This is a genomic window from Pseudomonas sp. SBT1-2, assembly GCF_028640875.1.
GTDB classification, from domain to species: Bacteria; Pseudomonadota; Gammaproteobacteria; order Pseudomonadales; family Pseudomonadaceae; genus Aquipseudomonas; species Aquipseudomonas chlororaphis_I.
The window spans coordinates 1-14505 of sequence record NZ_JAQZAA010000074.1; the positions used below are offsets into that span (position 1 = coordinate 1).

The 14505-nt window shown below is 63.1% G+C and carries 11 protein-coding genes; all 11 read right to left on the reverse strand.

Going from position 1 to position 14505, the window contains the following annotated elements; translation table 11 throughout:
• Positions 1–64 precede the first annotated feature (64 nt).
• The 11 genes from PVZ78_RS12350 to hutH all read right to left on the reverse strand — a co-directional run bounded on the left by PVZ78_RS12350 (position 65) and on the right by hutH (position 14498).
• Positions 65–799, reverse strand: a complete 735-nt coding sequence (locus PVZ78_RS12350; protein ID WP_009046576.1) for an amino acid ABC transporter ATP-binding protein — start codon at positions 797–799, stop codon at positions 65–67.
• Entirely contained in the window at positions 792–1751 is a 960-nt protein-coding gene (locus PVZ78_RS12355) for an amino acid ABC transporter permease (protein WP_371923113.1), read from the reverse strand. Before PVZ78_RS12355 ends, PVZ78_RS12350 begins: the two co-directional genes overlap by 8 nt.
• Before the next feature lie 152 nt (positions 1752–1903).
• Positions 1904–2701, reverse strand: a complete 798-nt coding sequence (locus tag PVZ78_RS12360) for a transporter substrate-binding domain-containing protein (protein ID WP_016704434.1) — start codon at positions 2699–2701, stop codon at positions 1904–1906.
• A gap of 369 nt (positions 2702–3070) precedes the next feature.
• Positions 3071–5641: a glucans biosynthesis glucosyltransferase MdoH gene (gene mdoH / locus PVZ78_RS12365; RefSeq protein WP_016704433.1), complete on the reverse strand. Its 2571-nt coding sequence runs from the start codon at positions 5639–5641 to the stop codon at positions 3071–3073.
• On the reverse strand, positions 5634–7427 hold the full coding sequence (locus PVZ78_RS12370) for a glucan biosynthesis protein G (protein ID WP_028683785.1): 1794 nt from the start codon (positions 7425–7427) through the stop codon (positions 5634–5636). Before PVZ78_RS12370 ends, mdoH begins: the two co-directional genes overlap by 8 nt.
• 276 nt (positions 7428–7703) lie before the next feature.
• Positions 7704–8141, reverse strand: a complete 438-nt coding sequence (dtd, locus tag PVZ78_RS12375; RefSeq protein ID WP_124339501.1) for a D-aminoacyl-tRNA deacylase — start codon at positions 8139–8141, stop codon at positions 7704–7706.
• On the reverse strand, positions 8138–9109 hold the full coding sequence (pip, locus tag PVZ78_RS12380; protein WP_009046571.1) for a prolyl aminopeptidase: 972 nt from the start codon (positions 9107–9109) through the stop codon (positions 8138–8140). Before pip ends, dtd begins: the two co-directional genes overlap by 4 nt.
• A gap of 255 nt (positions 9110–9364) precedes the next feature.
• On the reverse strand, positions 9365–10168 hold the full coding sequence (gene hutG / locus PVZ78_RS12385; RefSeq protein ID WP_009046570.1) for an N-formylglutamate deformylase: 804 nt from the start codon (positions 10166–10168) through the stop codon (positions 9365–9367).
• A 10-nt stretch (positions 10169–10178) separates the two neighbouring features.
• A complete protein-coding gene (hutI, locus tag PVZ78_RS12390; protein ID WP_038630408.1) occupies positions 10179–11384 on the reverse strand; it encodes an imidazolonepropionase in 1206 nt (401 codons plus the stop codon).
• A gap of 17 nt (positions 11385–11401) precedes the next feature.
• Positions 11402–12811, reverse strand: coding sequence for an amino acid permease (locus PVZ78_RS12395; RefSeq protein WP_028683788.1), 1410 nt, complete (start codon positions 12809–12811; stop codon positions 11402–11404).
• 154 nt (positions 12812–12965) lie between these two features.
• The gene (gene hutH / locus PVZ78_RS12400; protein ID WP_009046567.1) at positions 12966–14498 is read right to left on the reverse strand and encodes a histidine ammonia-lyase; all 1533 of its coding nucleotides are present in this window, start codon (positions 14496–14498) and stop codon (positions 12966–12968) included.
• Positions 14499–14505 lie beyond the last annotated feature (7 nt).

Sequence of the window (14505 nt, forward strand, 5' to 3'; positions counted from 1 at the left end):
CTACAGATAAAGGTCATCTGTAGGAGCGAGGCTTGCCCGCGATGGGTTTCAGCCGGTGGAAAACCTACAGGACCTGACGCAGGAACGCCTGGGCCCGCGGGTCTTGGGGCGCATCGAAGAACGCCGCTGGCGAGGCGTCTTCCAGCAGTTTGCCGTGATCGAAGAACAGCACCCGATCCGCCACTTCCCGGGCAAAGCCCATTTCGTGGGTCACGCAGACCATGGTCATGCCTTCCAGGGCCAGGGTTTTCATCACGTCCAGCACTTCGCCGACCATTTCCGGGTCCAGCGCCGAAGTCGGCTCGTCGAACAGCATGACCTTGGGCTCCATGGCCAGCGCCCTGGCGATGGCCACGCGTTGCTGCTGGCCGCCGGAGAGCCGCGACGGGAACTCGTTGGCCTTCTGCGCGATACCGACCTTCTCCAGCAACGCCAGGGCCTTGGCCTCGCGCTCCTGCTTGCCGCGCTTGCGCACCACCTTCTGCGCCAGGCAGAGGTTTTCCAGCACGGTCATGTGCGGGAACAGGTTGAAATGCTGGAACACCATGCCGACTTCGCGGCGATAGGCATTCACATCGGTCTTCGGATCGGCCAGTTGCAGGCCGTCGATGCTCACCGAGCCGGAATCGAACTGTTCCAGGCCGTTGAGACAACGCAGGAAGGTCGACTTGCCGGAGCCGGACGGGCCGATCACCACCAGCACTTCGCCCTTGGCCACGTTAGTGGTGACGTTATCTACCGCGCGGACCACCTGGCCCCGGGTGTCGAAGACTTTTACCAGATCGCGGACTTCAATCACTTTGCGCGAGCCTCCGCTCAAGCCGGCTGGCCATCTTCGACAGCGGCAGGTTGATCAACAGGTACAGGGCCGCCACGCAGAACAGGATCTCGAACGGCGAAAACGAGGTGGTGATGACTTCACGTCCGCTCTTGAGCAGCTCGGTGATGGCGATCACCGACACCAGCGAGGTGTCTTTCACCAGGCTGATGAACTGCCCGGCCAGCGGCGGCAGCACCCGCTTGAAGGCCTGCGGCAGTACCACATGGCGCATCGACTGGCTGGCGTTCAGGCCCAGGGAGCGGGCCGCTTCATTCTGGCCACGGGCGATCGACTGCACGCCGGCGCGGACGATTTCCGCCACATAGGCACCGGTGAACAGTGACAGCGCGGCGATCCCGGCGAACTCGCGGGACAGGTTCAGCACCGTGCCGATGAAGAAATAGAAAATGAAGATCTGCACCAACAGCGGCGTGCCACGCACCAGTTCGACGTAAATGGTCGACAGGTCCCGCAGGGTCGGGTTGTTCGACAGCCGGCAAAGCCCGGTCGCCAGGCCGATGAACAGCCCCAGCACCCCGGACACCAGCGACAGCCACAAGGTGGTCCACAGCCCCAGCAGCAGCGGCCCGGCCGCCCAATGGCGGGTCACGCCGATCACATCGCCTTCGGCCACATCGTCGCCACGGGCGACTTGCAGGCTGTTTTCGTCGACCGTCAGCCGTTGCTCGTCACCCGCGTCGTTGCGCAGCGTGACCTCGGCCTTGCCGCCTTTGCGCACCAGCTCGCTGACGGTGGAGATGTCCGCCGCCCGCTGCGACTCCTCAGCCTGGTAGGCGAAGTACTGCGGTACGCGGTTCCAGCGCCATTCGTAGGACATCAGCGAGGTGGCGTAATACAGCGCGCCGGCCAGGCCGATCAGCACCAGCACGGTCAGTACGTGCCAGGGCCATTGGGCTTTTTTATGTTTGATCACTTTACAGGTTCCAGCCGTTTGCAGCGGGGAAGTTCGGTATCGCCGATCAGGACGCCATCGCGAGCCGGCTCGCTCCTACAGGGATTGCGTGAATCCGTAGGAGCGAGGCTTGCCCGCGAATGGGGCGACTCGGTCTGTCTGACCGAGTGTTATTCCATGTCCTTGAGCCACTCGGTGCTCTTGAACCACTTGTCATGGATACGATCGTAGGTGCCGTCTTCGTGGATCTGGTGCAGGAAGTTGTTGATGAAGTTGAGGCTGTCGTAGTCACCCTTCTTCAGGCCGAACGCCAGGGGCTCATAGGTGAACGGCTTGTCGAGGAACGTAAGCTTGCCGTTGCCGACCTTGCTCAGTGCCACCACGTTGTACGGGGCATCGTAGATAAAGGCGTCGGCCTTGCCGTTGACCACGTCGAGCACGGCTTCCTGCTCGTTGTCGTAGCCGTGGTACTTGGCCTTGGCGATCAGCTTCTTGGCGACCATCTCGCCGGTGGTGCCCAGCTTGGAGGTGATGCGGTAGTCGGCGGTGTTCAGGTCTTTATAGGACTTGATGGTGCCTTCCAGTTCCTTGCGGATCAGCAGGGTCTGGCCGACCACGATGAAGGGTTCGCTGAAGTTCAGGCGCAGGTTGCGTTCCTGGGTCAGGGTCATGCCGCTGCCGATCATGTCGAACTTGTCGGTCAGCAGGGCCGGGATGATGCCGTCGTAGCCGGTGGAAACCAGCTCCAGCTTGACGCCCATGGCCTTGGTCATGGCCTTGAGGATATCGACCTCGAAACCGATGATCTCACCGCGCTTGTTGGTCATCTCGAACGGCATGTAGGTCGGGTCCATGCCGACTTTCAGCGTGCCGCGCTTGACCGCATCATCGATGGCGCCAGCCTGGGCTGCATTGACCGCCACCATTGCCGTGACGCCGAGCAGCAGCATCGAGAGATACTTCTTCATCTTCAAGTCCCCTGAACCCATTTTATTGTGAGGCGAACCCGCGACAGGTTTTCCCTGGAAAACCGACGGATACGGGCACCAGGAATGCCCGCTCGCAGCAATTCGGGGTGCGATGCTAACTCACCCGGCCGTTTGCACAAGGGTTTGACCAGGATTTGTTGTTACAGAGGGGGGTGACAATCTCCCTGTAGCCGCTGCCGCAGGCTGCGATGGTCCGGGCCACGCTGGTCGTAGGACCTCCTGCGATCTCAGGATCCTGCGTCCCCTTCGGTACGGATGCCGCCCAATCGATCGCAGCCTGCGGCAGCGGCTACAAGAGCGGGCCCACAAACAACAACGCCCTTGAGAGTGCTCTCAAGGGCGTTGTCATCAGGCCGGTTGGGCGATTGCCGTTTGCGGTCGCAACGGCAACAACGGTGCATGAGGGTCTTCATCCACCGATTGCCGCCAGGCGCTCAGCCAGTCGGCATGGCCTTCGCTCCAGACCTGCTCGTGCAGGCGGGCCAGGGCCACCGGGTCGCTCAGCAGCGCCAGGCGCTCGCCATTATTCAGCGCCGCCGGCCCCACTTTCAGGGCATGGCGGACACGTTCGCTACGCAGCCACTCGATCGGCTCGGCCAGGCCGTGCCGGGACGTCGCCAGGGCACAGGCCAGGGCGTTCTGCTGCGGATCGACCACCGCCCGGATGAAGCCGTCGTTCAGCGCATGCCAACGGTTTTCATGGGTGTACTGGTCGGTGGACACCAGCTCCTGTGGCGGCGCGTATTCCTCGGGGATCAGGAACAGGCTTTCGTCACGGGACTTCAGGCCCAGGCCGACGCGGCTGGAAATCACCGACACCGGGATCGACAGCATCAGCGAACCGACGATCGGCACCAGCCACCAGAGGAAGCTCGGGTTCAGCCAGATCACCAGCAGCGCCCAGAAGAAGCCCAGCAAGGTCTGTGGACCATGGCGGCGCACCGCTTCGCTCCACGGCGTGGAATCGTCGTCACGTTGTGGCGAGTTCCAGGTCGCGGCCCAGCCAAGGAACGCGGCCAGCACGAAACGGGTGTGGAAGATCATCCGTACCGGCGCCAGCAGCATGGAGAACAGCATCTCCAGCAGCATCGACAGGGTCACCTTGAACTTGCCGCCAAACTCTTTCGCGCCCTTGGCCCAGATCAGGATGATGCTCAACAGTTTCGGCAGGAACAGCAGCACGATAGTGGTCGAGAACAGCGCGATCGCCTTGTCCGGATGCCATTGTGGCCACAGCGGATACAGCTGGCGCGGCTCCAGGAAGTACTGCGGTTCCATCAGGGTATTGACCGCCAGCAGGGCCGTCGACAGCACCAGGAAGAAGAACCACAACGGCGCCGACAGGTAGGACATCACCCCGGTGAGGAACACCGCACGGTGCACCGGGTGCATGCCCTTGACCAGGAACAGGCGGAAGTTCATCAGGTTGCCGTGGCACCAGCGACGGTCGCGCTTGAGCTCGTCCAGCAGGTTCGGCGGCAGCTCTTCGTAGCTGCCCGGCAGGTCGTAGGCAATCCACACGCCCCAGCCGGCGCGACGCATCAGCGCCGCTTCGACGAAGTCGTGGGACAGGATCGCACCGGCGAAGGCGCCTTTACCGGGCAACGGCGCCAGGGCGCAGTGCTCGATGAACGGCTTCATGCGGATGATCGCGTTGTGGCCCCAGTAGTGGGACTCGCCCAGCTGCCAGAAGTGCAGGCCGGCAGTGAACAGCGGGCCGTAGACGCGGGTGGCGAACTGCTGCATGCGCGCATACAGGGTGTCCATGCCCGAGGCTTTCGGCGCGGTCTGGATAATCCCCGCGTCCGGCGTGGCTTCCATCAGGCGCACCAGGCTGGTCAGGCATTCGCCGCTCATCACGCTGTCGGCGTCGAGCACCACCATGTACTTGTAGTCGCCGCCCCAACGACGGCAGAAGTCGTCGAGGTTACCGCTCTTGCGTTTCACCCGACGGCGACGGCGGCGATAGAAGATCTTGCCGAAACCCTTGGTTTCGCGGCAGACGTCCAGCCAGGCCTGCTGCTCGGCCACGCAGATATCGGTGTCGTTACTGTCGCTGAGCACGAAGAAGTCGAAGCGGTCCAGGTCACCGGTGGCCGCGACCGACTCGAAGGTCGCCCGCAGGCCGGCGAATACCCGCGGCACGTCTTCGTTGCAGATCGGCATCACCAGCGCGGTGCGTGCGTCTTGCGGAATCGGCTCGTTGCCGGCGCTTTTACCGGAAATGCGGTATTTGTCATGCCCGGTGAGCAGCTCGAGGAAGCCCATCAGCGCGGTCCAGAAACCGGCCGAAACCCAGCAGAACAGGATGCCGAACATGATCAGGATGCTGGTCTGCAGGGCGTACGGCAGTACCTGGGTGGCGGTCTGCATCAATGGCTGATGCATGACTTCTTCTAGGTCGACGAACGACCAGCCCTGGTACGGCATGATGCCTTTCATGTACCAGCCGGCCACTATAGTCTGGCCGAGCATCAGCACCAGCAGGATGTAACGGCGGATCGAGCCCACGGTGCGCCAGCGCGCCGCCGGGAGCACCCGCTCATCCTTCGGCGGTGCCGGCGGGTTGGTGCGTCCAGTCAGGCGCCGCCAGCCACGCACCAGGATATTGGTGCGCCAGGGCTCGGGAACCACCTTGGTCCGACGGATCGGCGGCGTGGCCTTGAGGCACACACGACCGCTGGCGTCGAGCGCCAGCATCTCGGCATCGATCAGCTCCTCGGCGGAACTCAGGGTCAGCCGGCGGCCCACCGAGGCCTGGGCGGCATCGGCAGGCGCGTCGAACGTCGAGGACGACAGGCGTTCGTGCAGTTCACTGAAGGACTTGCAGCCCGCGAGTTCCGCGCGCTGCTCATCGGTCATTGGCAGGTGCGCCAGATACTCGGCAAGAGTCTCTGGCTGTACTTGAGGGTTACTCATCGGCAGGCAACTGGTAGCTCCAGGTCTCGGTCAGGACTTGCTCGGTCGGGACAGATTCCGGTGTGGCTGGGGCCGCCTCGGCAGCAGCTGGCTGCTTGGCGTCTTTGTGGTTCTTGGCGTCCTTGGCCGGCTTGGCTTCGGCTTGCTTGGCATCCGCCTCTTTCTTCTCCTGCTGCTTGGCGGCGACTTTGTCGGCCTTGGCGATGGAGGCGCTGGAGGCTGGCGACACGGCCTTGGCCGGCTCGACAGGGGTGGCGTTCTTGACCAGGGCCGCACGCATCTCGGTGGATTTGCTCGGATCCTTGATCTTCATCCGCAGGGTCAGGCGCCAGCCCTTGGTTTCAGGGTTGTAGCGCACGCTGTTTTCCACCAGCTCGGCGTTGTCGCCGACGCTGACCTGGCTGCGCACCTCGGTGTCTTCCGGCAATGCCGCCAGGGATGGACCTTCGAAGTCCACCAGGTAGGCCACGCTGCCGTCCGGCTGGCGGATCAGGTTGGATTGCTTGACGTCACCGGTGGAACGCAGGGTCTGCTCGACCCAGGCGCTGTCTGGCGAATGCAGGGAAGCCTCGTCCATGGTCCAGTGCAGGCGATAGGCGAAATCGAACGCCTGGCCTGGCTCAGGCTGCTTTTCCGGGCTCCAGAACGCCACGATGTTGTCGTTGGTTTCGTCCGCGGTCGGGATCTCTACCAGATCGACGGTGCCTTTGCCCCAGTCGCCCTTCGGCTCGATCCAGGCGCTTGGGCGCTTGTCGTAGCGGTCGTCGAGGTCTTCGTAGTGGCTGAAGTCGCGGCCACGCTGCAGCAGGCCGAAACCACGCGGGTTCTCTACCGAGAAGTTGCTCACGGCCAGGTGTTTCGGGTTGTTCAGCGGACGCCAGATCCACTCGCCGTTGCCGGCATGGATCGACAGGCCGCTGGAGTCGTGCAGCTCGCGGCGGTAGTTGAGGACTTTCGACGGCTGGTTGGCGCCGAACAGGAACATGCTGGTCAGCGGGGCGATGCCCAGCTTGCCAACCTTGTCACGCAGGAACATCTTGGCCTTGACGTCGACGATGGTGTCGCTGCCCGGACGCAGGGTCAGGCGATAGGCGCCAGTGGCCCGCGGCGAGTCCAGCAGGGCGAAGATCACCAGGTGCTTGTCGGTCGGCTTGGGTTGCTGGATCCAGAATTCGGTAAAGCGCGGGAATTCCTCACCGGACGGCAGCGCAGTGTCGATGGCCAGGCCACGGGCCGACAGACCATAGACGTGACCCTTGCCAATGACGCGGAAGTAGCTCGCGCCGAGCATGGTCATGATTTCGTCCTGCTTGTCCGCCTTGTTGATCGGGTACAGGACACGGAAGCCCGCGTAACCGAGCTGTTCGGTGGCCTTGGGATCGAACTTGAGGTCGCCAAAATCGAAGCGAGTCGAGTCGTATTTGATCTCTTCGACGGTGTTCGCCGTGATTTCGTTGATTTTCACCGGCGTATCGAAGTGCATGCCCTGGTGATAGAAGGACAGCTTGAATGGGGTTTTCTGCTTGGCCCACTCGGCCTTTTCAGGCAGGAAGCGGATTTTCTGATAGTCCGCGAACTTCATCTCACGAAATTCGTTCGGCAGGTTACTGCGCGGAGCCTCGTACTTCTGCCCGGCCAGATCCTTAGCCTTGGCCGATACATCATCCAGATTGAATGCCCAGAGTTGGCCGGCGCTAAGCAGGCAAAGCAGTGCGGAGCCCGTCACCAGTGCGTTTCGTAACCGTTTGGCAGACAATTTTGGTGCATTACAGGGACTAACAATCACGAGCAACCCTCGCCGAAAACAGATCAAAAAACCAACGGCCAGCTATCTATATGCCAGGTTGGCGAGCATTGTTCCGACTCCGATGGGGCTAAATGATTCCCCAAACGGTCCCGAACAAGTCTCTACCTAAGTCAAAACGGACCAACGAACGCTGATCCCCGTAGCGCGCGATTATCTAGTAGCCCGCGTTACAACGCATCAGGGGCAACCAAGTATTTATCGCGAAAAACGCCTATTTTCGGCCGCTTCCGGCCGAAAAAGATGTTTCAAGCACTTTCAGGTCTGTAACAGGAAGGTTACCGGGCCATCATTGACCAGATGGACCTGCATATCCGCCCCGAAGCGCCCTGATGCTACTTTGCCATGCAACTGTTGCGCCTTGCATAGCAGATAGTCAAAAAGTTCCTCGCCGAGGTCCGGCGGCGCCGCGGTGGAAAAGCTCGGGCGCAGGCCGTTCTTGGTGTCCGCGGCCAGGGTGAACTGCGAGACCAGCAGCAAACCGCCGTCCACATCGGCCAGGGACAGGTTCATCTTGCCCTCGGCATCACTGAATACCCGATAGTTAAGCAGCTTGTGCAGCAGTTTGTCGGCACTGGCCCGGGTGTCCTCGGGCTCCACCGCTACCAGCACCAGCAAGCCCTGGTCCACCGCACCGACGATTTCCCCCGCCACTTCGACCCGCGCGCCGCGCACGCGCTGCAACAACCCCTTCATGCTTCTTCGGGCGGCAGGTCGAGCAGGCGCCGGGCCATCTGATTAGCGGCGCGCACCAGGGCATCGGTGATGCCCGGCTCCGACGCGGCGTGACCAGCATCGCGGATCACCTGCAGTTCGCTGTTCGGCCAGGCCTGGTGCAATTCCCAGGCGTTGTCCAGCGGACATATCACGTCGTAGCGACCGTGCACGATCACCCCCGGCAGGTGGGCAATCTTGCCCATGTCGCGAATCAGCTGGTTCGGCTCGAGGAACGCATGGTTGGTGAAGTAATGGCATTCGATCCGGGCGATCGACAGCGCGCGCTGCGGCTCGGAGAAACGATCGACCACCAGCGGGTTTGGCCGCAGCGTCGCGGTGCGCCCTTCCCAGATCGACCAGGCCTTGGCCGCATGCATCTGGGCGATCTGGTCATTACCGACGAGACGCTTGTGGAAGGCGCTGAGCAGGTCGTCGCGCTCGTCCAGCGGGATAGGCGCCACGTAGTCCTGCCAGTAGTCGGGGAACAGACGGCTGGCGCCTTCCTGGTAGAACCATTTGATTTCCTGCGGACGGCACAGAAAGATCCCACGCAGAATCAGGCCATGGACACGCTCAGGATGGGTTTGCGCATAGGCCAGGGCCAGGGTCGAACCCCAGGAGCCGCCGAACACCACCCATTTCTCGATGCCCAGGTGCAGGCGGATCCGCTCGAGGTCGGCGACCAGGTCCCAGGTGGTGTTGTTTTCCAGGCTGGCGTGCGGGGTGGAGCGCCCGCAACCGCGCTGGTCGAAGGTGACGATGCGGTACAGGTTCGGGTCGAAGTAACGGCGACTCTGGGCATCGCACCCGGCTCCCGGGCCACCGTGGATGAACACCACCGGCAAGCCTTCCGGGGAACCGCTCTCATCGACATACAGTACATGGGGTTCGTCGACAGCCAGATCGTGCCGGGCATAGGGTTTGATCTGCGGGTACAAAGTCTGCATTGCGCGCTCCGTAAGGGGTCGAGGTCATCCCTGGGGGGACTTCAATTATTCTGCCGTCCGGCATCATAAACCCGAATTACGGAATGAGCATGTCCTTGGAAAAAATGCGGTTGTTCCCCCCGGAAAGCCAGGCGCACCTGTAGCCGCTGCCGAAGGCTGCGCTCGACTGCGCAGCAGGCGCAGGATCTTGAGATCGCTGAAGGCCTTCGGCCTTATCGCAGCCTGCGGCAGCGGCTACAGGCTTTCCCGTCGGCCTCAGCGCCCGTAGCGCTTCTGCCCCCAGGCCAGCAGCCCTTGCAGCAGCTGCTTGAGCACCACCTGGGTCGGCGCCGCCAGATCGTCGCGGTAGCGGAACGGCTCGAACTCTTCCATGTAGGTGCTCTGCGCCAGCTCCAGCTGCACGGCATGGATGTTCTCCGCCGGGTTGCCGTAATGCCGGGTGATATGGCCGCCCTTGAAACGGCCATTGAGCACATGGCTGTAGTCGGCATGACGGGCGCAGATCGCTTCCAGCTGGCTGGCCAGCTCGGCATCGCAGCTGGCGCCATTGAAGGTACCCAGGTTGAAGTCCGGCAGCTTGCCTTCGAACAGGTGCGGGATCAGCGAGCGGATCGAGTGCGCGTCGAACAGCAAGGCATAGCCGAACTCGGCCTTCAGCCGCGCCAGCTCCTGCTGCAGGGTGCTGTGATAAGGCGTCCAGACCTGCTCCAGATAAGTCGCTCGCTCCTGTTTCGACGGCTCCCGCCCCTCACGGAACAGCGGTACACCATCGAACAGCGTGGCCGGGTACAACCCGGTGGTGGCGCCGACATATAAAGGCTTGTCGTCGGACGGGCGATTGAGGTCGATGACGAAACGCGAATACTCGGCCGCCAGGGTGCTGGCGCCCAGTTCCTCGGCGAACGCGTAGAGCCGCGGGATGTGCCAATCGGTATCCGGCAGGCTTTGCGCCTCGGGGATCAGCCCGGCCTCGACCACTGGCGTCAGGCGCAGGCCGGCGTGGGGCATGCTGATCAGCAGCGGCACCCGGCCTTGTTTGAAGTTCAGAACCTTATCCACAACCCTTCTCCTATAAATCCACTTCAACGCCGTGGCGCACGACGCGTTTTTCCAGGTCGCCGCCCAGCCAGTAGGCCAGGTCGGCGGGACGATCGATCTGCCAGGCGACGAAGTCCGCCACCTTGCCGGCCTCCAGCGAACCGTGGGTCCGCTCCATGCCCAGCGCGGTGGCCGCGTGCAGGGTCACGCCGGCCAGGGCTTCTTCCGGGGTCATGCGGAAACAGGTGCAGGCCATGTTCAGCATCAAGCGCAGGGAGAGCGCTGGCGAAGTGCCGGGGTTGAGGTCGCTGGCCACGGCGATCTTCACCCCGTGTTTACGCAGTGCGTCCATCGGCGGCAGCTGGGTTTCGCGCAGGAAATAGAAGGCGCCCGGCAATAGCACGGCGACGGTGCCGGCCTTGGCCATGGCGATGGCGTCCTCTTCGGTCATGAACTCCAGGTGGTCGGCCGACAGCGCGTGATAACGCGCCGCCAGGCTGGAGCCATGCAGCGACGACAGTTGCTCGGCGTGCAGCTTCACCGGCAGGCCGAGCTTCTGCGCGGCGATGAACACCCGCTCCACCTGCTCCGGCGAGAACGCCAGGTATTCGCAGAACGCATCCACCGCGTCCACCAGGCCCTCGGCGGCCAGGGCCGGGAGCATCTTGCTGCAGATGTGCTCGATGTAGTCGTCCGAGCGCTCGGCGTATTCCGGCGGCAAGGCGTGGGCCGCCAGGCAGGTGCTGCGCACGCTGACTGGCAGCTCGGCGCCCAGGCGCCGGATCACCCGCAGGATCTTGCGTTCGCTGGCCAGGTCCAGGCCGTAGCCAGACTTGATCTCGACGCTGGTCACGCCGTCGCGCAGCAGGCTTTTCAAGCGCTTGCGGGCACTGTCGAACAGTTCATCCTCGCTCGCCGCACGGGTGGCCCGCACGGTGCTGGCGATACCGCCACCGGCGGCGGCGATTTCGGCGTAGCTCACCCCTTGCAAGCGTTGCTCGAATTCGCCGCTGCGGTTGCCGCCGAACACCGTGTGGGTGTGGCAGTCGATCAGGCCCGGGGTGACCCAGGCCCCCGCCAGGTCATGCCGCTCGGCATAGTCGCCGGCCGGAACCTGGTCGCGTGGGCCGATCCACTCTATGAGCGCTCCTGACGTCACGATGGCGGCATCCTCGATGATCGAGTAAGCGCCTTGCGCCATGCTTGCGACGTGGCAGTGTTGCCAGAGAGTCTTCATCCTGGGGCTCCATTAGGTTATCGATGAGAAAAAGAAGGATCGCGATTGACCAGCGCGGCCTGCCCGGCAGCGGGCTTGACCCAGATCAGGTACGCCAGCACCAGCAGAGCGATCCACACCACGCCAACGATCAGCGCCGCCTGGGTGTCCGGGAAGTAGCCCAGCACACCGAAGATAAACAGCATGAAGACAATCGCCGCCATCGGTGCGTAAGGCCAGAACGGAACCGGGAACTTCAGCTGTGCCACCTGCTCAGCCGTCATCGAGCGACGCATGGCCACCTGGGTGAAGAGAATCATCAGCCAGACCCAGACCGTGGCAAAGGTCGCGATCGAAGCGATCAACAGGAAAACGTTCTCCGGAATCAGGTAGTTCAGCAATACCCCCAGCAGCAAGGCAATGCTCATGACCACCACTGTCATCCACGGCACGCCGTAACGGGACAACTGGGCGAAGCCCTTCGGCGCATGCCCTTGCTGGGCCAGGCCGTACATCATGCGGCCGGCACCGAAGATATCGCTGTTGATGGCCGAGACCGCCGCCGAGATCACCACGATATTGAGGATGGTCGCCGCCGAACCGATGCCCAGGTTGGCGAAAATCTGCACGAACGGGCTGCCCTGGCTGCCGATCTGCTGCCAAGGGAAGATGGCCATCAAGACGAACAGGGTCAGTACGTAGAACAGCAGGATGCGCAACGGCACCGCGTTGATCGCCCTGGGCAGCACGCGATCCGGGTCCTTGGCTTCGCCCGCCGTGACGCCGATGATTTCGATGCCGCCGAAGGCAAACATCACCACGGCAAAGGAAGCGATCAGACCGCCGACACCGTTAGGCATGAAACCGCCGTGCTCCCAGAGGTTGCTGATGCCGGTAACCGCCGACGCCGATGAACTGCCGATACCGAACAGCATGATGCCGAAGCCGCCAAGAATCATGGCAACGATGGCGCCGACCTTGAGCAGCGACAGCCAGAATTCCATCTCGCCAAATACCTTGACGTTGCACAGGTTCAACCCGCCGATCAGCGAAACGATGCCGAGCACCCAGATCCAGCGCGGCACGTCCGGGTACCAGAAACCCATATAGATGCCGAAGGCGGTGACATCGGCCAGGCCGACGATGACCATCTCGAAGGCATAGGTCCAGCCCAGCAGGAAACCCGCCATCGGCCCCAGGTAGGTACTGGCGTAGTGACCGAACGAGCCGGACACCGGGTTGCGCACGGCCATCTCGCCCAGCGCGCGCATCACCATGAACACCGCAGCGCCACCGATCAGGTAGGCCAGGAGGACCGCGGGACCGGCCATCTGGATGGCCGAGGCAGAACCATAGAACAGCCCGGTGCCGATCGCCGACCCCAGCGCCATGAAGCGAATATGTCGGGCGGACAGCCCACGTTTCAATCCTTGAGCTTGCTGTTGCATTTCTCGTTCCTAATTATTTTTATCGGAGAAAACCGGAACCACCTGTAGCCGCTGCCGAGGTACGAGGCTGCGAAGCGGTCCGCAGGACCACCCTCAGGGGCTGCTGTGCAGCCCATCGCAGCCTCGTGCCTCGTCAGCGGCTACCGGCATGGGGTTACAGGCTCGGCAGCAACTTGGCCGGCAGCAGCTCATTCAGGCAACGGGACGCCAGCAGTTCGCTCGCGGCGTTGATGTCCGGGGCGAAGAAGCGGTCCTTCTCGTAGAACGGCACTTTGCTACGCAGGGTAGCGCGGGCCTTTTCCAGCTTGGTCGAGGTCTTCAGGCCGTCACGCAGGTCCAGGCCCTGGCAGGCTGCCAGCCATTCCACGGCGAGGATGCCACGGGTGTTTTCGGCCATTTCCCACAGGCGCTTGCCAGCGGCGGGCGCCATGGACACATGGTCTTCCTGGTTGGCGGAAGTCGGCAGGCTGTCCACCGAGTGCGGATGGGACAGCGCCTTGTTTTCGCTGGCCAGGGCCGCGGCGGTCACCTGGGCGATCATGAAGCCGGAGTTGACCCCGCCATTGGCCACCAGGAACGGCGGCAGCTGGGACATGTGCTTGTCCATCATCAGCGAGATGCGGCGCTCGCTCAGGGAACCGATTTCGGCGATGGCCAGGGCCATGTTGTCGGCGGCCATGGCCACCGGCTCGGCGTGGAAGTTGCCACCGGAGATCACGTCGCCCTCGGCGGCGAACACCAGCGGGTTATCCGACACGGCGTTGGCTTCGACCACCAGCACCTCGGCGGCCTGGCGGAACTGGGTCAGGCAGGCGCCCATGACCTGTGGCTGGCAACGCAGGGAGTACGGGTCCTGCACCTTGTCGCAGTTCTGGTGCGACTTGGAGACTTCGCTGCTGTCGCCCAGCAGGTCGCGGTAAGCCGCGGCAGCGTCGATCTGGCCTTTCTGGCCACGGGCGGCATGAATCCGCGCATCGAACGGCGAACGCGAGCCCAGCACCGCCTCGACGGTCAGGCCGCCACAGGCCAGGGCGCCGGCGAACAGGTCTTCGCCTTCGAACAGGCCACGCAGGGCGAAAGCGGTGGACACCTGGGTGCCGTTGAGCAGCGCCAGGCCTTCCTTGGCCGCCAGGGTCAGCGGCTTGAGGCCGGCCACACTCAGCGCTTCGGTAGCGTTCAGCCATTGACCTTTATAACGGGCCTTGCCTTCACCCAGCAGCACCAGGGACATGTGCGCCAGCGGCGCGAGGTCGCCGGAAGCGCCCACCGAGCCCTTGAGCGGGATATGCGGGTAAACCTCGGCGTTGACCAGGGCGATCAGCGCGTCGATCACCTGGCGGCGGATACCGGAGAAGCCACGGCTCAGGCTGTTGACCTTGAGCACCATGATCAGGCGCACCAAGGCGTCGCTGATCGGCTCGCCGACACCGGCGGCATGGGACAGCACCAGGGAGCGCTGGAGGTTTTCCAGGTCTGCGCTGGCGATACGGGTCGAGGCCAGCAGGCCGAAACCGGTGTTGATGCCGTAGGCGGTGCGGTTCTCGGCGAGGATCTGCTCGACACAGGCGACGCTGGCGTCGATCTGCTTCGATGCACTGTCATCGAGGCTGAGGGTTACCGGCTGTTGGTAGACGGCACGCAGTTGGGCCAGGGTCAGTTGGCCGGGAATCAGATTTAGCGCAGTCACATTTATG

What these genes read in the sequence shown, in the direction of transcription:
- PVZ78_RS12360 (WP_016704434.1), bottom strand. Translation starts at nt 2,701, where the DNA reads ATGAAGAAGTATCTCTCGATGCTGCTGCTCGGCGTCACGGCAATGGTG.
- mdoH (WP_016704433.1), bottom strand. Translation starts at nt 5,641, where the DNA reads ATGAGTAACCCTCAAGTACAGCCAGAGACTCTTGCCGAGTATCTGGCG.
- dtd (WP_124339501.1), bottom strand. Translation starts at nt 8,141, where the DNA reads ATGAAGGGGTTGTTGCAGCGCGTGCGCGGCGCGCGGGTCGAAGTGGCG.
- pip (WP_009046571.1), bottom strand. Translation starts at nt 9,109, where the DNA reads ATGCAGACTTTGTACCCGCAGATCAAACCCTATGCCCGGCACGATCTG.
- hutI (WP_038630408.1), bottom strand. Translation starts at nt 11,384, where the DNA reads ATGAAGACTCTCTGGCAACACTGCCACGTCGCAAGCATGGCGCAAGGC.
- PVZ78_RS12395 (WP_028683788.1), bottom strand. Translation starts at nt 12,811, where the DNA reads ATGCAACAGCAAGCTCAAGGATTGAAACGTGGGCTGTCCGCCCGACAT.